Annotated in this window: 24 protein-coding genes; 17 read left to right on the top strand and 7 right to left on the bottom strand. The window is 36.1% G+C overall.

The features are described from left to right. The first annotated feature begins 70 nt into the window (after positions 1-70). The 3 genes from FOT98_RS15060 (at position 71) to FOT98_RS15050 (ending at position 2374) form a co-directional block, all read left to right on the top strand. Positions 71-298, top strand: coding sequence for a hypothetical protein (locus tag FOT98_RS15060; RefSeq protein WP_063261983.1), 228 nt, complete (start codon positions 71-73; stop codon positions 296-298). Beyond that, on the top strand, positions 273-1133 hold the full coding sequence (locus FOT98_RS15055; RefSeq protein WP_063261982.1) for an alpha/beta hydrolase: 861 nt from the start codon (positions 273-275) through the stop codon (positions 1131-1133). The genes FOT98_RS15060 and FOT98_RS15055 overlap by 26 nt, the downstream gene beginning before the upstream one ends. A 134-nt stretch (positions 1134-1267) precedes the next feature. Beyond that, positions 1268-2374 (top strand): metallophosphoesterase, encoded by a 1107-nt coding sequence (locus FOT98_RS15050; RefSeq protein WP_063261981.1) that lies wholly within the window; start codon positions 1268-1270, stop codon positions 2372-2374. Between the two features lie 33 nt (positions 2375-2407). Here FOT98_RS15050 and FOT98_RS15045 read toward each other — a convergent pair whose 3' ends face one another. After that, positions 2408-2776 (bottom strand): DUF5412 family protein, encoded by a 369-nt coding sequence (locus tag FOT98_RS15045; RefSeq protein WP_063261980.1) that lies wholly within the window; start codon positions 2774-2776, stop codon positions 2408-2410. A 334-nt stretch (positions 2777-3110) separates the two neighbouring features. Between FOT98_RS15045 and FOT98_RS15040 the strand changes: the two genes are divergently transcribed. Continuing rightward, positions 3111-4088: an HD domain-containing protein gene (locus tag FOT98_RS15040; protein ID WP_063261979.1), complete on the top strand. Its 978-nt coding sequence runs from the start codon at positions 3111-3113 to the stop codon at positions 4086-4088. Between the two features lie 34 nt (positions 4089-4122). Here FOT98_RS15040 and FOT98_RS15035 read toward each other — a convergent pair whose 3' ends face one another. Together FOT98_RS15035 and FOT98_RS15030 are read right to left on the bottom strand one after the other, a co-directional pair. Then, complete coding sequence (locus FOT98_RS15035; RefSeq protein ID WP_063261978.1) at positions 4123-5241, bottom strand: anti-sigma factor; 1119 nt, start codon at positions 5239-5241, stop codon at positions 4123-4125. Positions 5242-5246: 5 nt separating this feature from the next. Further along, the gene (locus FOT98_RS15030; protein WP_063261977.1) at positions 5247-5732 is read right to left on the bottom strand and encodes an RNA polymerase sigma factor; all 486 of its coding nucleotides are present in this window, start codon (positions 5730-5732) and stop codon (positions 5247-5249) included. Between the two features lie 137 nt (positions 5733-5869). Between FOT98_RS15030 and FOT98_RS15020 the strand changes: the two genes are divergently transcribed. After that, positions 5870-6772, top strand: coding sequence for an AraC family transcriptional regulator (locus FOT98_RS15020; RefSeq protein ID WP_063261976.1), 903 nt, complete (start codon positions 5870-5872; stop codon positions 6770-6772). Positions 6773-7065: 293 nt separating this feature from the next. Here FOT98_RS15020 and FOT98_RS15015 read toward each other — a convergent pair whose 3' ends face one another. Together FOT98_RS15015 and FOT98_RS15010 are read right to left on the bottom strand one after the other, a co-directional pair. Next, a complete protein-coding gene (locus FOT98_RS15015; RefSeq protein WP_063261975.1) occupies positions 7066-8808 on the bottom strand; it encodes a sensor histidine kinase in 1743 nt (580 codons plus the stop codon). A 9-nt stretch (positions 8809-8817) separates the two neighbouring features. Beyond that, positions 8818-9522, bottom strand: coding sequence for a response regulator transcription factor (locus FOT98_RS15010; protein WP_063261974.1), 705 nt, complete (start codon positions 9520-9522; stop codon positions 8818-8820). A gap of 135 nt (positions 9523-9657) precedes the next feature. On the opposite strand from FOT98_RS15010, the gene FOT98_RS15005 reads away from it, so the two are divergent. From FOT98_RS15005 to aceA, 8 genes are all read left to right on the top strand, one after another. Beyond that, positions 9658-10512 (top strand): CPBP family intramembrane glutamic endopeptidase, encoded by an 855-nt coding sequence (locus FOT98_RS15005; protein WP_080467710.1) that lies wholly within the window; start codon positions 9658-9660, stop codon positions 10510-10512. A 1-nt stretch (position 10513) separates the two neighbouring features. Then, the gene (locus FOT98_RS15000) at positions 10514-10870 is read left to right on the top strand and encodes a hypothetical protein (RefSeq protein WP_063261972.1); all 357 of its coding nucleotides are present in this window, start codon (positions 10514-10516) and stop codon (positions 10868-10870) included. 31 nt (positions 10871-10901) lie between these two features. Beyond that, positions 10902-11201, top strand: a complete 300-nt coding sequence (locus FOT98_RS14995) for a hypothetical protein (RefSeq protein ID WP_001006046.1) — start codon at positions 10902-10904, stop codon at positions 11199-11201. An 11-nt stretch (positions 11202-11212) separates the two neighbouring features. Next, complete coding sequence (locus FOT98_RS14990) at positions 11213-11401, top strand: hypothetical protein (RefSeq protein WP_016088942.1); 189 nt, start codon at positions 11213-11215, stop codon at positions 11399-11401. 134 nt (positions 11402-11535) lie between these two features. After that, on the top strand, positions 11536-12801 hold the full coding sequence (locus FOT98_RS14985; protein WP_063261971.1) for a M48 family metallopeptidase: 1266 nt from the start codon (positions 11536-11538) through the stop codon (positions 12799-12801). 322 nt (positions 12802-13123) lie between these two features. Next, a complete protein-coding gene (locus FOT98_RS14980) occupies positions 13124-13780 on the top strand; it encodes an S-layer homology domain-containing protein (protein WP_063261970.1) in 657 nt (218 codons plus the stop codon). Between the two features lie 192 nt (positions 13781-13972). After that, on the top strand, positions 13973-15562 hold the full coding sequence (gene aceB / locus FOT98_RS14975; RefSeq protein WP_063261969.1) for a malate synthase A: 1590 nt from the start codon (positions 13973-13975) through the stop codon (positions 15560-15562). Between the two features lie 23 nt (positions 15563-15585). Then, positions 15586-16863: an isocitrate lyase gene (aceA, locus tag FOT98_RS14970; protein WP_000787360.1), complete on the top strand. Its 1278-nt coding sequence runs from the start codon at positions 15586-15588 to the stop codon at positions 16861-16863. 269 nt (positions 16864-17132) lie between these two features. Here aceA and FOT98_RS14960 read toward each other — a convergent pair whose 3' ends face one another. Continuing rightward, entirely contained in the window at positions 17133-17924 is a 792-nt protein-coding gene (locus FOT98_RS14960) for a phosphotransferase (protein ID WP_063263208.1), read from the bottom strand. A gap of 365 nt (positions 17925-18289) precedes the next feature. Between FOT98_RS14960 and cspA the strand changes: the two genes are divergently transcribed. Next, positions 18290-18493: an RNA chaperone/antiterminator CspA gene (cspA, locus tag FOT98_RS14955; RefSeq protein WP_000301522.1), complete on the top strand. Its 204-nt coding sequence runs from the start codon at positions 18290-18292 to the stop codon at positions 18491-18493. Between the two features lie 119 nt (positions 18494-18612). Here the strand turns inward: cspA and FOT98_RS14950 are convergent, their stop codons facing one another. Further along, complete coding sequence (locus FOT98_RS14950) at positions 18613-18798, bottom strand: hypothetical protein (RefSeq protein WP_063263209.1); 186 nt, start codon at positions 18796-18798, stop codon at positions 18613-18615. A gap of 284 nt (positions 18799-19082) precedes the next feature. On the opposite strand from FOT98_RS14950, the gene FOT98_RS14945 reads away from it, so the two are divergent. From FOT98_RS14945 to lepB, 3 genes are all read left to right on the top strand, one after another. Then, positions 19083-19664, top strand: a complete 582-nt coding sequence (locus FOT98_RS14945; RefSeq protein WP_063263210.1) for a competence protein ComK — start codon at positions 19083-19085, stop codon at positions 19662-19664. Positions 19665-19969: 305 nt separating this feature from the next. Then, complete coding sequence (locus FOT98_RS14940; RefSeq protein WP_048526648.1) at positions 19970-20563, top strand: TVP38/TMEM64 family protein; 594 nt, start codon at positions 19970-19972, stop codon at positions 20561-20563. Between the two features lie 56 nt (positions 20564-20619). After that, entirely contained in the window at positions 20620-21183 is a 564-nt protein-coding gene (gene lepB, locus FOT98_RS14935; protein WP_061676503.1) for a signal peptidase I, read from the top strand. Positions 21184-21284: the final 101 nt, after the last annotated feature.

The following is a 21284-nucleotide window of genomic DNA, read 5'->3' as shown; positions in this document are numbered from 1 at the left end:
GGCGCAATCCATTCACTTTTGTGAATGGATTGTGTGCTTTTTCTATTGTACAAACTAAGGGCCTTTATATATGAAAAAGTGGAACCAAGCAGCAAATACATCATCTTTCAAACAACATGATCAATTTGGAAACCCAATTGAAACAACGAGGGAGTTAGGGACAGGTGAAAACCTAATTCAAAATCCAAGTTTTGAGATGGATGATACCCAGAGATGGAATGAAGAAAAGAGCAATAGTCAAGGAGCTTTAAGAAAAATTACAAGTTGCAGGTATTTTAAATATTCCTGTAGGTGCTGAGGAAAAGAAACAAAATGCAGCGATTGTTTGTGTGCATCCAGGTAGTAGCTGTAAAGATCAAACAGCAGGATTATATGCGGAGAAATTAGCAGAACAAGCTTATGTAACGCTTGCGTTTGATGCGTCTTATCAAGGTGAAAGTGAAGGTGCACCGAGATATATGGAAGAACCAGCTGCGCGCGTTGAAGATATTCGCTCAGCGGTAGATTATTTGACTACTCTTCCTTATGTAGATGAAGAACGTATCGGTGTGTTAGGGGTTTGTGCGGGCGGTGGTTATGCGGTAAATGCCGCAATGACAGAGCGCCGCATTAAAGCGGTTGGCACAGTTGTTGGTGCAAATATTGGCCGATTAAATCGTGAAGCTGATCCAATTGGGGTGTTAGAGGCGATTGGTAAACAACGTACTGCTGAAGCACGCGGAGCAGAAGCGATGATTACAAACTGGATTCCTAAAAATCAGGAGGAATTAAAGGCAGCAGGTATGACGGATATAGATATTGTAGAAGCAGTTGAGTATTATACAACACCGCGAGGGCAAAGTGTTAACTCGCCAAATAAGTTAAACTTTACGAGCATGGGATCGGTAATTGGCTTTGATGCGTTCCATTTAGCAGATACACTATTAACACAGCCGTTGCAAATTATTGTCGGCAGTAAGCAAGGTGCATTCAGTTCTTATAAAGATGGTCACGAGTTGTATGAGAAAGCAGCTTCAGAGAAAAAAGATTTACTTGTTGTGGAAGGTGCGAGTCATTATGATTTATACGACCAACCAGAACCAGTAAAAATTGCAGTTGAAAAATTAACAAGTTTCTATAACGAAAATCTGTAAAAGTAATTTTGTTTTGAATTGCACCTCTAATTGTTAGGTTTGCATCTAGCAGTTAGAGGTTTTTATTGTGCTTAATATTTACGTTAAACGTGCATAACAAGATATAATAGAAGAAATCAAGAAGGAGGCTGGCTGTGAAAAATCTTCGTTATTTCAATATATTTACTATGTTACTTGTATACACATTACTCATGTTTTACACCGGCTGGAACGGTTGGGTTTGGCTCAGTGCGGTGTTTGGATGGGAATCTTGGGGCTATTACGCTTTCGTAGTCGGTTTTATTTCATATGCGTACATTCTCGTGCAAGTATTTAAGTTTCTGCCATTTCTACGAACGATAGGTTCAATTTGGTTTGCGGTCATACAATATGCGCTTATGTTATTGCCGTTAGCGGATATTACGGTCTTTCTTTTACAGTTTTCGGTGGAGAAAGAAGCGGCAATTATTTGGACAGGAACGGCCGTGTTACTTGCGTTCATCTTTATTTTTGCGTATGGAGTATTCAACGCATATAGCCCAGTAGTTAGAAAGTACGAGGTGCACATCCCGAAAAAAGTAGAGGGACGTAAAAGCTTACGCATTGCGATGGCTTCTGATATGCATTTCGGTAAATTATCTGGCGTGTCGCATTTAAAAAGACTTGTCCGTCATGTAAATGAGATGGAGCCTGATATTATTTTACTGCCAGGAGATATTATCGATGATCATCCAGGTGTGTTCATTCAAAAAAATATGGGACCAATTATGAAACAAATGAAAGCTCCACTAGGCGTATATGGTGTGTTAGGAAACCACGAATATTACGGACGAGCGGTTCCTGAATTTTTACAAGAGATGGATAAGATTGATATTCGTATTCTGTTAGATGAAGTGATTACAATTGAAGACCATTTTTATCTCGTTGGAAGAAGAGATAAAACAGAGCGAGATCGTCAAAGCTTTGAAAATCTAATGAGTACGGTAGATAAAACTATGCCAGTTATCGCAATGGATCACCAACCATTCGAGTTGAAGCAAGCAGCAGAGGCGGGCGTTGATTTACTATTATCCGGCCACACGCACCGCGGACAAATGGCGCCAAATCATATTGTAACGAGAAGAATGTACGAATTAGACTGGGGATATGCACAAAAAGGTGCATTCCACGCCATTGTTTCTTCTGGTTTCGGATTCTGGGGACCACCGCTTAGGCTTGGGAGTAGATCTGAGATTGTGCAGGTGGAAGTTACGTTTGAATAGCGGGATAAAGAGAAAAGGGCTGACTGATAAAAGTCAGTCCTTTTCTTTTTCGTTTTTTCTAAAATCATACGTGTCCGTCTCTACATGTAATTTATGCTTATTAATCATCACTGTATGATCGTCTAACCATTGTACAGTTGCATCTTCTTCACGATAATTCCAGTATATATTTTTCTTGTTCATAAACTTTTTATTATTTGCTACAAGCTCTCCTCGTATAGCAAAACTAGTCGTTGCGCCGCCATTATGTCTGTATATATGTAAAGTATACGTTTTATCTGGGGAGTGTATGGATTGAATCTGTTCACCGCCTGAAACCCCAGATAAAGTGAAGAATTTCCAATATCCTAAACTAATTAATACAATAATGATGAATAGAATGGTGAAGAAAATCTTTTTCATGCTCCCCCTCTTTCCCTTAATAGCTATACCTGTATTAAATCAAAAAGGAATAAAACTGGCAATGTTACCCTTTTTCTCGCCGGAATATGTACGTTTCTATTTCTAGCATTCTGTTCACGATTTGGAATGAAAGTCCACACATTTTTCAATAAAAAAAGGCTCCACATAAGGAGCGCTCAATAAAAATAAATGAATTAAAAGAAATAACAGACATGTATAATATACAACACTAATAATTTATTATCAAAATATTTAAATTTAGTATTTATGTTGATGTCGATTTCATAAAAAAGGTACGATTAGAAGACTCTGCTGAAATAAAGGGGGATTATAAGTGGTTATATCAGATGTTATATACGGTGAGTTTAAAGTAGATCAAGTAGTAGAAGAATTAATTTTAAGCAAGCCTGTGCAAAGACTAAAAGGTATTCATCAAAATGGCGCAAGTTATTTAATGAGCGAGAAATGGAATGTAACACGCTTTGATCATTCAGTTGGTGTTATGTTGTTAGTGAAAAAACTAGGTGGTTCAGTAGAAGAACAAATTGCAGGTTTACTGCATGACGTATCACATACTGCTTTTTCCCACGTGATTGATTACGTTTTTCATAATGAGGATGAAAGTTATCATGAAGAGATATTTAGTTCTGTCGTGAAAAACTCAGAAATTCCAGCGATTCTTGCGAAGCATGGTTATAACTATGAAGATATTTTGTTAGATGATTCGAAATGGACGTTACTCGAAAAATCAGCACCAGAATTATGCGCAGACCGAGTCGATTATACATTACGAGATATGTATACATATGGGTATGTTTCTTTAGAAGAAGTTCACAATTTTTTAGAGGATGTTATCGCAGTAGATGGGAAGATGGTTGTTCAAAGTATCGAAGTAGCAGAATGGTTTACAGAAACGTATTACAAAGAAGTAATCGATTTCTTTATGAAACCAATGAATATTTACGGAAATGATATGTTAGCTAAGACGTTAAAGTTAGCTCTTCATAAAAAGGTTATTCATGCAGATGATTTCCTTCTTGAAGATGATGAGCTTATTTCGAAATTGCAGCAATGTAGTGAGCCAGAAGTACATGCTTTATTAAGAAAAGTTCATTCGAATGTAAAAGTAAAAGAAGATAGAAACGATTATGATTTGTATCAGAAAAATAAAGTCCGTCTTATTGATCCTCCATTTCTTCGTGAAGGTGAAGTTGTTCGATCGTCTGTCGTATCAGAAAACATAAAACAGATGAGCGAAATTGCTTATGAAAAAGCGGTGAGAGGGATGCATGTGAAAGTGATTTCGAATTAAAAAGGAGAGCATATCTTTGCTCTCCTTTTCCTCATTAATAATCAAACCAATTCCAAACCTCAATATCTCCAAGAGTCGCATAACGCACATTCGGTGAGTTTTGTAATTTCAATAATTCTTTCGACGGGCCAGTAATGACCATGCCGTATACTTTAACGCCGTTATCTTTTACATACTGGTAGCGCTTATCTAAGTTCAGGTCTTTTTCACGAGTCCGAGTAGCTTCACTCACAATTTTTTTATGTTCAGAAAGAATGCGCATCATTTCGATTACTTCATCTTCTTTTGTGTGTAGCTTTTTTGTTTCATCTTCAGGAAGATCTATATGTTCTCGAAATCCGATAATCTCTCCGCTATGCAAGATAAAATCGTCTTCATTTATTCTTTCTTGTCCTGTGTCTAAAGCGTACCATAACGGAGTTGGCGGCATTTCTTGTGCTTCAAATGCGCTATATAGAATTGATTCGACTTCTTGTAACGTATAAGGTTTGTCAAAAGATAGCGCTACTTCTGCAACTGTTCCCTCATGTATCTTTCCAAGTGTATCCCACACTTTTTTAGATGATTCTTTCAAAGAAGCAGCTTCCTTGATTTTTGGATGAACAAAGGAAAGTTTTTTTGAATAGGCTCTGTTTTCCCAAGATGGATTTTTGACAGTAACAGACGATAAGAAACTACGTGTTGTTACTGTACCAATTGGAAATTCTTTTTTACCGATTGTTTTATAGAAACTCATTTCATTTTCTGTACGGAAAAAAGGTTTAACCTTCGTACTTTCTCCAACGGAACGACTATTTGGCATTGTTGCTTCTAGTGCGAGTGCTGGAATCTCATCTACTTCAGCTAATTTTTTCATATTATAGAAGTAAAAAGATGATGAGAAATGACCAACAAAATAGATTGCTATACAAACAGCAAGGACAAAACTAACGGTTTGCCAACGCTGTTTCCATTTTATTTTCCAAAATGGGATTTTAAGATTTTGTGGTGGTAGTCTTTTCTTTATCGGTTCACTCTTTGAAAGCAACTCATCTAAGTAAACTTCACACTCTTCACATGTCTCAATATGACTTTCTAACTCTTCTTGTTCATCATGCGTGAGCGTTCCGTTTTCGTACTTCTCCCATAGTTTTTTAAACTCTGTACAACCCATCCTTATCACTCCTTTATGTTTCTCGTTTCTTTTCGTCCCCTGTGTAATTCAATTTTCACTTTCGCTAGTGAGAGACCAGTCATTTCTGCTATTTCCTTATACGAGAATCCGTAGTAATCTCGTAGTAGCAGGACATTTCGTCTTTCAAGGGGAAGGGAAGATAAGTTGTCTAACCAACTAGCAATCTCATGTTTTACGAAATAAGAGTGCTCTGTACTTGGTACGTTTGGTAAATGGAACTCTTCAACTGTCGTTGTTTTATATCTGTTTTCTTTTCGATACCAATCGATAAAGGCGTTGTAGGCAATCGTAAATAACCAAGGCCTAATTTCTTCTCCTTTATAGTAGTCAATATGGACGAGCATTCGGTAAAACGTTTCTTGCATGAGATCTTCCGCGTAGTGGGAATCTCCGGTTAGGGAGAGAAGATAGCGAAATAAGTCGTGCATATGCTCGGAGTAAATGTCTTCTAATGACTGTTTGCGTTTCACTACATTTCCCTCCCTTCATACATAACAACGAAATACATATAAAAAAGTTACAATTTTTTATGGAATTATAGTAAAAAACGTCAAGAATTGGATAGGATTCTCTTTTATCATAATACATATAAGGCGGGTGAACAGAGATGGAAAGCTATGAAACACAAATTCAAAGGTCAATTGATTATATTGAGGAAGATGTAATGGAAAAACAGACGCTGCGCAATTTAGCACGTATTGCAGGTTTTTCTGAGTCGCATTTTCATCGTGTATTTCAGGCATTAGTAGGTGATACAGTAATGGAGTATGTTCGAAAGAGGAGGTTAGCCCGGGCAGCTTATCAACTTTCTCATACGGATGAAAAAGTTATTGATATCGCATTTGAGCATGGCTTTCAATCTCACGAAACGTTCACGAGAGCCTTTAAAAAAATATTTCAAATGACACCGAGTGAATATCGAAAAAAAGAAATTGAAACGCCGATGTATTACAGCGTGAATGTAAAGCAAAGAAAATTAAATCCGTATTTAGGAGGCATACAAATGGAATATCGTATTGTAAATAAACCAGAATTTTTAGTGGCGGGTTATGAACTGAAGACGACAAGTAAAGAAGGGAAAAACCATCAAGACATTCCAGCATTTTGGCAAGAATATTTACAAAAAGATCTTGGAACGACAATTCCGAATCGTAAAGATACGAGCCAATGGGTAGAGCTTGGATTATGTACTGATTTTAATTTAGAAACAGGGGACTTCACGTATATTATCGGAATGGAAGTTACAGGCTTTGAAAATGTACCAAACGAAGTTGCGAAGCGTACTTTCCCAGCAGCGACATATGCTGTATTTACAACGCCGAAAGTTCCTCATGAAGAAATGGTATCGTCTATTCACCAAACGTGGAACGCAGTATTCTCAGAATGGTTCCCGCATTCAGGATACGAACATTGCGGCGTTAATGAATTTGAACTATACGATGAGCGTTCTCATGCAGATAAAAGCGAGTTCGCCCAAATTGAACTTTGGATACCGGTGAAGAAGAAGTAATAGAAAGAAAAGCGAACCACTGAGTGGTTCGCTTTTCTAATATAGGTTGCTATATTTGGCGATTTTTGTCGGTAAGTCGATATATCTTGAAAATCGCCGATATAATTTGAGTTGCGCTGATATATTTGAAAAATCGCCGATATAATTCGAGTTGCGCTGATATATTCAGAAAATCGCCGATATAATTTCATGTACCACCGAACTATCGCAATAAACAAGAATAAAAGTCGAGTAATATAATTTCATTTACCACCAAACTCCTCCACTAAAAAAGACGCCACATAGCGCCTTTCCTACGAATGAAACGGGAACACAAGTATAATCGTCGTTCCTTTTCCAAGTTCGCTATCAATCGAAATTGTTCCGTTATGAGCATGAACGAGCTGCTTCGTAATAGCGAGGCCAAGTCCAGTTCCGATGTTGCTTTCTTCTGTATTTGTTCCTCTGTAATATCGCTCAAAGAGAAGCTCTTTCGTTTTGTCATCCATTCCTTTTCCGTTATCTGAAATAGAGAGTGTAAATGAAGTAGCGTTTTGGGAAAGTTTTACGCTGACATTTGTCGTTTCATTATTATGTTTTACGGCGTTTACGAGTAAGTTTTCGATAATACGCTGGAACCATTTTTCTTCAATGAAATATTGAATTTTGTTTGAGCTCGGTACGAATTCAATATTTTGATTTTGGAGTGTTGGATTATTAATAAATTGTAATAATACTTTTTGGACGAATTGATTCATTTCAATATTTACGTGCTGCGCAGGAAGACTGTTATTTTTTAATTGATACGTTAAGCTTAAGTCATCAATTAACGTCGTCATATATTGAGATTTCTCTTTCATAACGCTGCCAAATTGTTGAATGTCACGATCAGTCCAGTTGTATTGCTGTGATTCTAGTAATAATGCGTAGCCATAAATAGAACTTAGTGGCGTTTTTAAATCATGTGTGAGACCAGTAATCCATTCTTCACGAGTTTGTTGCAATACTTGCCTCATCGCATCATTTTTTTTGAGTGTAATAGAAAGGTGCTCTAGTGAATTTGTTACATCACTAAATAAGCGGAATGACCATTTCTCTTTACCAGATCGCCGGAACCTGACAGGTTTCCCTTTTTTACTAACAGGCTCTTCGTACTTTCCACCAGCTATATTTTTAAGCCAGCGCATCGCATGTAATAACGGTTTTCCAAATTTATTACCGTACCAAATAGAAAGAATGACTAAATAAACAAATACGATAAGAAGGATTAGTCCGCATCCGATTAGAAACTTTTTAGCAAATACATCGTCTATTTCATCATCTGGGTAGTAGTGCTCATTTTTGGCAGTTACAATGAGAAGATGATTGCTATTTGTGTCGTAAAAGCTAGACGTGTTTTCTTTATGATTCCACGGTTCTTTTGCGTTAAGAGCAGCTTGTATGGCAGAAAACGTTTTTTTCTTTCCATTTGGATAGGAGAATACTTCTTCGCCGCCACTATTAAAGAGTTGAAGCGTTGCGTTTTCTTTAGAAAGTAACTGTTTTTCTTCTTCTGTTAATGTGAAAGAATCCGTAGATACAGAAGGATGCTCTTTCTGAATTGATTTCAGTAATACATTGCTTTTTAACGTACCGCCGTAAATAACAAGTACGTTTTTTTCTTCTAATTCAATTTCCCAATATGTAAATGTATAAGGGCTTTCTATATGATTCTGTATATATGAGAATAGGGATGTTTTCGTATAAGATGTCGGTACGTCATTTGGCGTATTAAAGTGATAGAGAACTTTTCCGTTTTCCTCTACAACTTGAATCCAATCATTTTTCTCTTTAATTAAATCTTTTACTTCAGCTTTTAACGAAATATCGCCATCTTCTGAAGAGATATATCTTGCAATCACAAAATTATCAGAGTCTGGAATGTTTGGTTCGTATGAAGTGCTCGTAACAAGAAAAATTAAATAAGTGAAAGCAGCTACTACAGCAATCAGTAATGTAACTAAAACAAATACGTGTTGCAGAATAAACTGGATAATAAGTCGTTTATTAAAGTTCATATCGTCACCCTACTTTGTAATGAACTTATAGCCAAGTCCGCGAACAGTTTTTATATATTCTGGTTTACTTGGGTCTTGTTCAATTTTTTCACGTAGTTTTCGAATGTGGACCATAACCGTATTGTCATCGCCATTATAAGCAGGTGCGCCCCAAACTTTTTCGTATATTTCTTCTTTCGAAAATACGTAGTTCGGATTCTCGCAAAAGAAGAGTAATAGCTGAAATAGCTGGGCGGAACATTCGACAACATGTCCATTTACTGTAAGTTCTGCAGAATATCGATCAATTTCAAATCTGCCAAATGAACTGGAGTGTGCTTTTTGTTCGTGTGGTACAGCTTGTTTCATATGTCTACGGAGTTGTGCTTTCATACGAGCTACTACTTCAAGTGGATTAAATGGCTTCGTAATATAATCATCTGCACCGTGTGAAAATCCAGATATTTTATCTAAATCAGATGTTTTAGCTGTGAGGAAGAAGATAGGGCAATCTGTTTTCTGGCGAATGATCGGACAAATATCAAAACCAGATTGTCCAGGAAGCATGACATCTAAAATAATTAAATCGTAATTGTTTTGCTCGGTGAGAGATAAAGCTATTTCAGCGGATGTTGCAGTTGTAATATGAGAAAAACCTTCTTTTTCAAGAATGGTAGTTAGTAATTGTAAAATTGCTGTTTCATCATCAACGAGCAAAATATTTGCTTCATACATAAAAAATCCCTCCTAATTTCCTCGAATATCATATCATCTTTCTGTAACTTATGGAATTTTTAAGGAAATTTTAAGGTTTTCTTTCTCAAAAAATTAAGAATCAAATGATATGATAAAAGTAACATAGGGGAGGAGATGAGTGTGAATCCGTTTCAAACGATGCGAGCTAGATATTTTTTAATTGTATTTGCACTATTAACTTTAGTTGCAAGGGTCAGTAATGAATTGATAGAAAATACATTTCATATGCAAAATTCTACTTTTATAAATATTCTTATATTCTATATCCTTCCGATTACGTGGATTTTTTTTGCGTATAGAAAACACCGTGTTTCCTTTTCGTTATTTATTAATAAAAATGAAACATTTAACCTGGTGCAAGTTTTATACATTGCACTTATGTTAGCCGTGTTTAGTTACGGATATCTTATTTTGTACATGTATAGCTTTGCATGGATTACACCGGAATTTATTATGAACGCGTTACGTGAACCGATTATAGATAGCACAGGGGGATTTGTATATCAGTTTATTATGGTCGTATTCATCGCACCAATTATTGGTGAGTTTGTTTTTCGGGGATTTTTGCTGCAACGCTTTGCAGCAAAATGGGGAACGGGTATAGCAATCATTGTAGTAGCGATGTTGTTTGCGTTGTTACATGTTGATTTCCTAGGTGCAGTAGTATTTAGCGTTGTACTATCAATCGTATATATTCGTACGAATAGCTTACTCATGCCAATTGCTATTCACATGTTAAACAATGCATTTGTAATCGGTGCTTCTTTTTTAATAAATAAAGAAGAGATCATGAGTTTTGCAGATTTCTCAAATTATACGACGTTCTTTCCAGGGCTTATTATTTTTATGACGGGATTAAACTTAGTACTCATCTTTTTATTTGTTAACCGCAAATATTGGAATAAAGAAATGCCGGCTATATATGTAGAGCAGGAAAAGAGTTTTTCAGACGTAGTGGAGGGTAAGTAAGATGAAGAAAACGTTTGAAAAAATATTGAAAGAAATTATAGAGTCTACGTCTCTTACAGATATGTGTGATAAAAGCGTGTGTCATTGGGTGCAACCTGTAGTAGATACAATTGTGTTTCCAGAGTATTACTTATTTTCTAGTACTCATTTAAAAGAAAATATTATTTCTCTTCTTATTGTGTTAGGGGTTTTATTAATATTTGGTTTAATTGTAGAAGAAATGATGAAGCGCATCTTCAGAAGAAATGAAGAGAAGTATATGTGGGTTCATAAAATATTCGAGAAAGTAATAGTGGCTTACCTTTTGTTTTATAGTATGAAAACAATTATTTACTTTATAGCTTTGAAACATCATTAATTCTAAATTTGAAAGGGATGTATAAAATTATATGAATGAAACAATATCATCAAATAAGTTTTTTTATTTGATTTTGCTTAGTATTGTGCTGATAACGACAGTCAATGTTATTCTTCGCTGGGAGGAAGCTTATTTCTTTATGTATTTAGCACTCCATTTGTTAGGAATATTATGTATAAGCGGCGGAATAGTTGCTGAAAAAAAGAGTGAAGAAAGCGTTAATTATATGTGTGTGACCGGTCTTATTTTACTTTTAGCTGTGCAAGGTATTATGAAATATAGTTCTTTTTCTTTACAAGATTTTAGTTTGTTAGTGGATGTACTTCCTTAAGGAGGAACGTTATGTTATCTAAGAAGCAAATAGGATACGTACTAGTTTTAATTGGATTTTTTACGCTTATTGTAACGACTTTATTTTTTCAAGACTATGAATATATACGCTATATAAAAGGAGCTGGTTTAATATGCTGGGTTGTAAGTACGTTTCTTATCCCAGAGTATGAACCGAAGAAAGTGTCTAAAGGTAGGTAAAACTCTTCTATTTGTGGAAGAGTTTTTTTATGTAAATAAAAGGCTCGCGAGCAATTCGCATAATAAGCTTGTTCTAATTTAGCATGTACGAACTTACAATAATAATAGACAGGCAGCATAGAGGAGGGAATAGCGTGAGGAAGGTTATTGGGTGGTCGCTTTTTTTGTACGTTGGGTTTGCATTGCTTATATATTGGTATTTATTTGGATGGAATCATGAACTGATTCCGGACATGTATAAAGGAACGGGTGCAGATCCAGAAACGTTTATGAATGCAAGAGAGCTTACGCTAAGCCAAGATTATTCGCGCGTGAAAAATTTACTATACTTTTTAGCGACGCCTCTAGAATGGATTATATTATTATTTGTACTTGTGCTCGGTGTTTCGAAAAAGTTTGAGAAATGGTCGAAGGAAACGACGAAAATAAGTGTCCTGCAAGTTGCGATTTATTTCTTTTATTTATCATTACTCACAACAGTTCTTGCCCTACCGATGCAATGGATTAGCCGAAAAGTGTCCGTTGATTACGGCATTTCAACGCAAAGTACACAAAGCTGGATAAAAGATCACGTTATCGGTTTTTGGGAAAGTTATGCGACGATGTTAATTGTAGTTACCGTTCTATTATGGCTTATCCGTAAATTCCCGAAGAGATGGTGGCTAGCAGGCTGGGCGCTCTCTGTACCATTTACAATCTTTTTAACATTTATACAGCCTGTTGTAATTGATCCACTGTATAACGACTTTTCGACGCTAAAAAATAAAGAATTAGAAACGAAAATCTTAGCGATAGCAGACAAAGCTGACATTCCTGCTAAACACGTGTATGAAGTAAATATGTCAGAGAAAACGAATGCGTTAAATGCATATGTAACAGGAATTGGCCCTAACGCCCGTATTGTAATGTGGGATACAACACTTAAGCAATTAAAAGATAAAGAGATTTTATTTATAATGGCCCATGAAATGGGGCATTATGTTATGAAACATATATATTGGGGTGTTGCCAGTTATGTGCTGCTATCGTTTATAGGGATGTATCTCATTAGTCGTATTATAAATATGTGCATTCGAAAATGGGGAGATACGCTGCAAATGTCAAAAGTAGCATGTTTCTCAATTTTACCTTTATTTTTCTTAATTTCTTCTGTACTCTCTTTTGCATCGCAGCCAGCAACAAACTATGTTTCTCGTATAGAAGAACGAGCGGCAGATCAATATGCTTTAGACATGACAAAAGATGGGGCATCTGGTGTAAAAACGTTTCAATATTTATCAAAAACGAGTTTAAGCCAAGTAAATCCGCCTGCATTAGTGAAGTTTTTCTTATACACACATCCACCAATTTTTGAAAGAATTCATACGTTTGAACAATATGAAAAAGAAAAGAAGCAGTAGTGTACTGCTTCTTTTTGTGTCAATAAAATGAAATTTTAAAATGTAAAGGAGTTCACAAAGAGATTGTAGAATTTTTAATATATAGCACCTTAGATGTGACAGCTTCCTTTTTGAAATAAGAAAGAAGGAGGTATAAAGCAGAAAGGTAGTCGAAATGGTTCTTCTAGAAGATTTGCATTTTATCTTACATTCACCAACAAATTAATACTCCTGAAATAATGAAGTTCATTTTATTTGAAGATACTTCATATGTAGTATGGATAACTTCGTATTATCTATTATTTTTCTATTTAACATAAAATAGAAATAGGGAGAGAGGACAATGAAGAAAAAAATATTGGGTGTAATGATGATTGCGACAATGGTAGGCGGTATATTTGCAGGAACGAATGTGGCCACTGTAAAAGCGGAAGAATATCCGGAAATGATCGTATTTGATGATGTTCCATACGGATTTTGGGCATATGATGCTATTTTAGATTTAGCTTATAATAAAATAATAGTTGGATACGGAAATGGAAAGTATGGTGTTGGAGATCTTACAACACGTGAACAAGTAGCTGGTGTTATTTACAAAACACTTGAAATGAAAGACGAAGGGGCAATAGCGAATCCATACAAAGATATTTCCGGAAGTTCAACTGATTTCCAAAAGGAAATTTTAGCGCTAACAAAACGTGGTGTTTTTAAAGGTGATGCAAACGGAAACTTTAGACCGAAAGCGCCAATTACTCGAGCTGAAATGGCAGTAGCGCTTCAAAAAGCATATACTTTCAAAGCAAAACAAAAACATACATTTAAAGATGTACCAAAAGGGCATTGGGCAGAAGGGGCCATTAGTGCGCTGCAATCTAATCAAGTTGTGACAGGGACTGGAAAAGGGATGTATGAATTAAATGGCCCTGTACCGAGAGCGCAATATGCTCAGTTTATAAACAATGCGATTATTAATTATCATTTGAAAGAGGATTGGAAATAGAGAATATCATACAAAAAGGTCATTGTTGTATAACAGTGGCCTTTTTTGTATGGAATAAAGTGCGAAAGAAAGGCATTTTGAAAAAAAACGAAATGAATTTTCAAAAAAAACTTCCTTTTCTGAAGATTTGTTATATAATATAAAACATAAAATTAAATCTGTTATAAAACAGTTTAAGAAGGGGATGCTAATATGTCGACGCAAACTTCACGGGTTACAATGCCCGGAGAAATGTTACCAGCGTACAACGAAATATTGACACCTGAGGCGCTTAGTTTTTTGAAGGAACTACATGGAAATTTCAATGAGCGCCGCATAGAACTTTTACAAAAGCGTGCGGAGAAACAAAAGAGAATTGATGCAGGAGAGTTTCCGAAGTTTTTAGAAGAAACAAAGCGCATACGTGAAGCGGATTGGACAATTGCCAAGTTGCCAAAAGATTTAGAGGATCGCCGCGTAGAGATTACTGGACCAGTAGATAGAAAGATGGTTATTAATGCTTTAAATTCAGGAGCACATCTTTTTATGGCAGACTTTGAAGATTCGAATTCACCAACTTGGGAGAATGCAATTGAAGGCCAAATAAACTTACGGGATGCAGTTCGGGGAACGATTTCACATAAAAGTGAAAACGGAAAAGAATATCGTTTAAATAGTAAAACAGCAGTATTAATTGTGCGTCCAAGAGGATGGCATTTAGAAGAAAAACATATGCAAGTTGACGGGAAGAATATGTCTGGTAGCTTAGTAGATTTTGGACTTTATTTTTTCCATAATGCGAAAGCTCTTTTAGCAAAAGGAAGCGGTCCATACTTTTACTTACCGAAAATGGAAAGTCATTTAGAAGCAAGGTTATGGAATGATGTTTTCGTATTTGCTCAAAAATATATCGGTATTCCAAACGGAACAATTAAAGCAACGGTGCTACTGGAAACGATTCACGCTTCGTTTGAAATGGATGAAATTTTGTATGAACTTAAAGATCATTCTGCTGGGTTAAATTGCGGAAGATGGGATTATATTTTCAGCTTTCTAAAGAGTTTCCGTAATCATAATAAATTTTTACTTCCAGATAGAGCGCAAGTCACGATGACGGCGCCGTTTATGCGCGCGTATTCTTTGAAAGTTATTCAAACGTGTCACCGCCGTAATGCACCAGCTATTGGAGGAATGGCAGCGCAAATTCCGATTAAAAACAATCCAGAAGCAAATGAAGCAGCTTTTGAAAAAGTGCGTGCAGATAAGGAGCGCGAAGCTTTAGACGGTCATGACGGGACTTGGGTTGCCCACCCGGGACTTGTACCAGTCGCGATGGAAGTATTTAATCACATTATGAAAACACCGAATCAAATTTTTAGAAAACGTGAAGAAATACATGTTACAGAAAAGGATTTATTAGAAGTACCAGTGGGAACGATTACAGAAGAGGGACTTCGCCTAAATATTAGCGTAGGCATTCAATATATCGCATCTTGGTTAAGCGGCCGGGGAGCCGCACCAATTTATAACTTAATGGAAGATGCGGCAACAGCGGAAATTTCTAGAGCACAAGTATGGCAATGGATTCGCCATGAAGGTGGAAAGCTAAATGACGGTCGTAATATTACGTTTGAACTGATGGAAGAGCTAAAAGAAGAAGAGCTAACAAAAATAGAAAGAGAGATTGGTAAAGAAGCCTTTAAGAAAGGGAGATTCCAAGAGGCGACAACATTGTTTACAAATCTCGTTCGTAATGATGAATTCGTACCATTTTTAACATTACCGGGTTATGAAATTTTATAAAAATTGAAAAGGGGATGGAACAAATGAAAAACGAAAGAATCGAGAAATTACAAGAAAGCTGGGAATTAGATACGCGTTGGAAAGGGATCACACGTCCATATTCGGCAGAAGATGTAATTCGCCTGCGCGGATCGATTGATATTGAACATACATTAGCGCGCCGCGGTGCTGAAAAGCTTTGGTCATCGCTTCATACGGAAGATTACATTAACGCACTTGGCGCATTAACAGGGAACCAAGCGATGCAGCAAGTAAAAGCTGGACTAAAAGCAATTTATTTAAGTGGGTGGCAAGTAGCAGCAGATGCGAACCTTTCTGGACATATGTATCCAGACCAAAGTTTATATCCAGCGAACAGCGTACCTGCTGTAGTAAAACGAATTAATCAAACGCTGCAACGTGCGGATCAAATTCAGCATATGGAAGGAAGCGATGATACAGATTATTTCGTACCGATTGTAGCAGATGCAGAAGCAGGATTTGGCGGACAATTAAACGTATTCGAACTGATGAAAGGTATGATTGAAGCAGGTGCATCAGGTGTGCACTTTGAAGATCAATTATCCTCAGAGAAAAAATGCGGCCATTTAGGCGGAAAAGTATTATTACCGACGCAAACTGCGGTGCGTAATTTAATTTCGGCACGCCTTGCAGCAGACGTAATGGGAGTACCGACCATTATTGTTGCAAGAACAGATGCGGATGCAGCAGATTTAATTACGAGCGATATTGATCCAGTTGATAAAGCATTTATTACAGGAGAAAGAACTCCAGAAGGATTTTACCGTACGAAAGCGGGTCTTGATCAAGCAATTGCACGTGGTTTAGCATACGCTCCTTATGCAGACCTCGTTTGGTGTGAAACGTCTGAACCGAATTTAGAAGATGCAAAACGATTTGCAGACGCAATTCATAAAGAGCATCCAGGGAAATTACTTGCATATAACTGTTCACCTTCATTCAACTGGAAACAAAAACTAGATGAGAAAACAATTGCGAGTTTCCAAAAAGAAATCGCATCTTACGGTTATAAGTTCCAGTTCGTAACACTTGCTGGATTCCACTCATTAAACTACGGCATGTTTGAATTAGCACGTGGCTATAAAGAGCGCGGCATGGCAGCATACTCTGAACTACAACAAGCAGAATTCGCAGCAGAAAAACACGGCTACTCCGCAACACGTCACCAACGCGAAGTAGGAACAGGTTACTTTGATGAAGTAGCACAAGTTATTACAGGCGGTACTTCATCAACGACAGCGCTAAAAGGATCTACAGAAGAAGCACAGTTTACAAAATAAAGTGAAACTTTAATCAGTGGGGGTTTTCTTCATCCCCCACTGATTATTAGTTGAACCAATCGGACTTTTATGGGCAGTTGATCCCCCACCTAAATTCTTTGCTTTCGCTGCATTTTGAGGTGGGGGTCTTACTGCCCCTTATTATTTTTTAAACGATGCGCGAGTAAATTAAAATATATCGACGATTTTTTCGATATATCAACGATTATTTCAATATATCGACGATTCGACAAAGGATATCGACTTACCGACAAAAAAAGACAATATGATTACATCCACTCAGCTCCATGATCACGAATAAACGCCATATCTTTTTCATAATGCTCTAAATGTCCCTCATCAATCATTCTTTGGAAATTCACATCGCCTTCTTGCGCTTTTCGTTTCATATATGTACATAAAGCTTCTAATCGTAGTAACACCATTCCTAAGTAATCTTCATCCATACTTTTACCGTAGGACTGGACAAATAATTTCACTCTTTCTTTCATATGGCCAGCATGTTGCGATGAGTCATAATGAACTGCCTCACCCGATTCTGTATAATACGTTCTACTTAAAGGCACACAAGTATACAGCGTATAAGCGATATCCCAAATTCTTGGACCAGGAGCAGCGACATCGAAATCAATAATGCCGACTGGTTTCTCGTCATTAAAAATAATATTATATATGGCAAAATCGTTATGGCATATAACCTCCATGTTATTTGGAGTATGATCCATCGGTTTCCATTCATTTAATAACGGAAAGTCACTTACTGCATCATGATAAAGGCGGAGCATCTTTGCTATTTCTTTTAAAACAGCATTAGACCGCATATATTCTTTTAACGGATAATTCCCAGCTTCTCCTTCAATAAAGGATAAAATTTCTCTATCTTTTTCATCTACACCTAAAAACTTTGGAGAATGATGAAACCCTTTGTTTTTTAAGTGTTGTAATAATGTATGAATGTTTGCACTACCTGGCTTTAATTCTCGCCGAACAGTATTTTCAGAACGATACACATTTGATACATTTCCCCCTGTAAGCTTTTCTTCGTTGGCGTAGTTTGACATATAATCCCCTCCAATATAATTATATTGTAACACTTCAGAATAAGGGATGTAATCGTATTCAAATGGTATGTGTGTTCATTTTAAAGTGAAATCCGCACATACTAAAATCAATTATTTACGAATGTATAATCAATTTAATTTGTCAGTTATTTTCAAAAAAGATTGTACATTTTATTTTAATGTGCTATGATAGTCCCAGTTGAATAGTTAAATTAAGCAATCCATATGTTATCAAGTGCTGAAAACGAACGAGAAAAAGTATGTGAGAACTAGTTTATGTTTCGTATTTGATAATGTGTGGATTCTTTTTTTAGACAGGAAGACTAAAAACTTAAAAATTTGTATTTTCTTAGGAGGAAATAATCATGGCAGTAACAGGACAAGTAAAATGGTTTAACAACGAAAAAGGCTTCGGTTTCATCGAAGTTCCAGGCGAAAACGATGTATTCGTACATTTCTCTGCAATCGAAACTGAAGGTTTCAAATCTTTAGAAGAAGGTCAAAAAGTTAGCTTCGAAATCGAAGAAGGTAACCGTGGACCTCAAGCTAAAAACGTAATCAAACTATAATTTATAGTTTATTATGGAAAAAAGGGATGGCTGCTGCCATCCCTTTTTTTGTTATAATATACGATGGAATAGTATACAAAACGAAGAAGAGTAAAAGGCCTTCCGAAATGGAAGGCCTTTTACTCTTCTGTTCCAATCTTTTTCTTTTCGCGTTTCTTACATTCAGGGCATTTCGATTTTCGAAAAGGCTTTACGAAGAATAGTAGAATGAAAAATAGTCCGAATATAATGCTGGATGAGTTTTTCACGATCACAATGCTACTATTTTTCATTTGAATCGTTGGTTGCACTTCTTTTTCTTCCATAGTGGACCTCCATATATTGGATTTATCTTTTAATTATAGCAAAGTTAATTGTCGTAATGATGCGAAATGAGGAAGCAGTTGTAAATATTTATAGGTAGTATAAATACATTTTGTATCGACTTTATTATTAAAAATCACTATATAGTTATTTTATAATTTAAAAGATGTTTGATAAATGATAAAGTATTGTAAAAAAACGAAATCTGTAAACCATTTCCTTTTCATAGATGCTAAAATTATATATGCAGCTGCTAATATAAATGGAAAAAAGGAGACAGTAGAATATGGAAAGTAAAGTAGAACGTTATGTTGAAAACTATGTGGTAAATAAAAATACAATGGCCTTACTTCCTGTTATTCTAAGTGAGAAGAAAATTGTTACACGAGTTGTTGAGAGGGAAGATTCCTTTTTCGTATTTCAAAAGCCTCTAGATATTATAGAAAGAAGTTGCCGCAAGCATGGTTCTAGTTTCTTAGGCAGAAAAGAAGGAACGAAAGAGTTAACTCATATTACACATAAAGCACCGATTGCGATTAGTCCGACAGATCAACTTTATTTTTTCCCCACTTATTCATACTCTAGAAAAGAGTGCGCGTGGTTGTCTCATTTTTATATTGAAAGTAATAAAGAGTCAAAGGACGGAAATGTTATTGTTAGATTTATAAATGGCTTTGCTGTGAAATTAGAAATATCAAAAAGTAGTTTTGAAAATCAACTAAATCGTACGGCAAAATTGCGTACTGAATATGAAGATCGTAGGAAAAAACAAGGGAGCCCCTGTTTTAAAGAGATTGATAAAACTGAAGAATCTAGACTGAAACCAGCATATGAGAAAGTGTATTTCGTTAAGGAAGGCGAAGTGTAAGAGGATGGGGGGAACCCCATCCTTTTATTTGTCAGTTTTTGTCGGTAAGTCGATATATTCGAGAAATCGCCAATATAATTTCAGTTACCAAGGAATTTGCCACCAAAACAAAAGGACCACTTCCAAAATCGCGACACGTCCTGTCGAATATTGATAGATTATCATAGCATAATAATGAAGGAATTCTAATGAAAGATATGGAAACTTAATAATTACATCTCCATATGTCGTATCTACCATTTCCTCTTTCATATAAGCAATGATACAGTAGAGGTAGTACTTAGAGTAAAGGGGTAAAGTGTAGAATGGATTTTCAGACAATCAAAGAGTATTTTTCACCAGAAAATATGGATCATATTGTTGAAAGTTATAAAGCGTTTGGACCACTTCTTGGTATTGGTTTACCGATGATAGAAGCATTGATTCCGGCATTGCCACTCATCGTATTTGTACTGGCGAATGCTGTTGCATTTGGATTTTGGCTCGGTTTTCTTTATTCTTGGCTTGGATCAGTAATAGGTGCTTTACTTGTGTTTTTCATTATCCGCCATTTTGGCCGAAGTCGTTTCTTTTCTTTTGTAAATAAGCATGAGAGAGTGCGAAAGGCAATGGGATGGATTGAAAGGAAAGGGTTTGCGCCGATTTTCGTTATATTTTGTTTTCCGTTTACACCGTCTGCGCTTATAAATGTTGTTGCTGGTTTATCTCGCATTAGTGTAAAACAGTTTGGCCTTGCACTCGCGTTCGGAAAACTTGTGATGATTTTTATTTTAACGTATATCGGTCATGATTTAATGTCATTTATTCATAATCCGGTGAAATCAGTCATTGTAGCAATTGGTATTTTTATTTTATGGTATGTCGGCAAGAAAATCGAAGTAAAGTTAGAACTACATTAAGAATAGTCTTCTTTGTAAAGGAAAGCTTCATTATTAAAGGATAAGGGGAGAAGCGGATGAAGAAAACTTTGAAAAAAGAAGGCATAGAGTGGATACGAACAATTTTAATTGGTGTATTATTAGCTGTATTTTTTCGAACGTTTTTCTTTTCAACGTACGTTGTAGAGGGGAAGTCAATGATGCCGACATTGCAAGATGGCAATATGCTCGTTGTAAATAAGGTGAGTTATCAAGTGGGGGACTTGAACAGGTTTGATGTTGTTGTGTTTCATGCGAATAAAAAAGAGGACTATGTAAAACGAATTATCGGTTTACCTGGGGATCAAATTGAATATAAGCATGATAAACTGTATATAAACGGACAATTCGTGGATGAACCTTATTTAGAGACGTATAAGAAAGAGATAAATGGACGACAACTAACAGGTGATTTTAAACTAGAAGAGTTGACGAAAGAAAAGTCGGTGCCACCTGGATATATTTTTGTAGTAGGCGATAACCGCCTCGGAAGCTGGGATAGTAGACACTTTGGATTTGTAAAAGCTGATACAGTTGTCGGTAAAGTTGATTTACGATATTGGCCAATTAAAGAGGTGCAAACGAATTTTTCAAAAGGTTGATATAATAGGTAGAAGTATAGTAAAAGACAAACTACTCCGTTTGTCTTTTTTCGTGTCCTATAATACAATTATGGTAGCAAACTAACGTTCGTTATGTAAGT

The organism is Bacillus sp. HY001 (assembly GCF_007558965.1).
In the GTDB taxonomy this organism is placed as follows: Bacteria; Bacillota; Bacilli; order Bacillales; family Bacillaceae_G; genus Bacillus_A; species Bacillus_A mobilis.
Note: the sequence above shows the minus strand (reverse complement) of the source record. Positions and strands in the feature narration are given on the sequence as shown.

Coding starts and splice junctions, on each gene's coding strand:
- cspA (WP_000301522.1), top strand. CDS start 18,290: ATGGCAGTAACAGGACAAGTAAAATGGTTTAACAACGAAAAAGGCTTC.
- FOT98_RS15010 (WP_063261974.1), bottom strand. CDS start 9,522: ATGTATGAAGCAAATATTTTGCTCGTTGATGATGAAACAGCAATTTTA.
- FOT98_RS15005 (WP_080467710.1), top strand. CDS start 9,658: ATGAGTGTGAATCCGTTTCAAACGATGCGAGCTAGATATTTTTTAATT.
- FOT98_RS15015 (WP_063261975.1), bottom strand. CDS start 8,808: ATGAACTTTAATAAACGACTTATTATCCAGTTTATTCTGCAACACGTA.
- FOT98_RS14990 (WP_016088942.1), top strand. CDS start 11,213: ATGTTATCTAAGAAGCAAATAGGATACGTACTAGTTTTAATTGGATTT.
- FOT98_RS14950 (WP_063263209.1), bottom strand. CDS start 18,798: ATGGAAGAAAAAGAAGTGCAACCAACGATTCAAATGAAAAATAGTAGC.
- lepB (WP_061676503.1), top strand. CDS start 20,620: ATGAAGAAAACTTTGAAAAAAGAAGGCATAGAGTGGATACGAACAATT.
- aceA (WP_000787360.1), top strand. CDS start 15,586: ATGAAAAACGAAAGAATCGAGAAATTACAAGAAAGCTGGGAATTAGAT.
- FOT98_RS15045 (WP_063261980.1), bottom strand. CDS start 2,776: ATGAAAAAGATTTTCTTCACCATTCTATTCATCATTATTGTATTAATT.
- aceB (WP_063261969.1), top strand. CDS start 13,973: ATGTCGACGCAAACTTCACGGGTTACAATGCCCGGAGAAATGTTACCA.
- FOT98_RS15060 (WP_063261983.1), top strand. CDS start 71: ATGAAAAAGTGGAACCAAGCAGCAAATACATCATCTTTCAAACAACAT.
- FOT98_RS14960 (WP_063263208.1), bottom strand. CDS start 17,924: ATGTCAAACTACGCCAACGAAGAAAAGCTTACAGGGGGAAATGTATCA.
- FOT98_RS14980 (WP_063261970.1), top strand. CDS start 13,124: ATGAAGAAAAAAATATTGGGTGTAATGATGATTGCGACAATGGTAGGC.
- FOT98_RS14945 (WP_063263210.1), top strand. CDS start 19,083: ATGGAAAGTAAAGTAGAACGTTATGTTGAAAACTATGTGGTAAATAAA.
- FOT98_RS15020 (WP_063261976.1), top strand. CDS start 5,870: ATGGAAAGCTATGAAACACAAATTCAAAGGTCAATTGATTATATTGAG.
- FOT98_RS14940 (WP_048526648.1), top strand. CDS start 19,970: ATGGATTTTCAGACAATCAAAGAGTATTTTTCACCAGAAAATATGGAT.
- FOT98_RS14995 (WP_001006046.1), top strand. CDS start 10,902: ATGAATGAAACAATATCATCAAATAAGTTTTTTTATTTGATTTTGCTT.
- FOT98_RS15000 (WP_063261972.1), top strand. CDS start 10,514: ATGAAGAAAACGTTTGAAAAAATATTGAAAGAAATTATAGAGTCTACG.
- FOT98_RS15035 (WP_063261978.1), bottom strand. CDS start 5,241: ATGGGTTGTACAGAGTTTAAAAAACTATGGGAGAAGTACGAAAACGGA.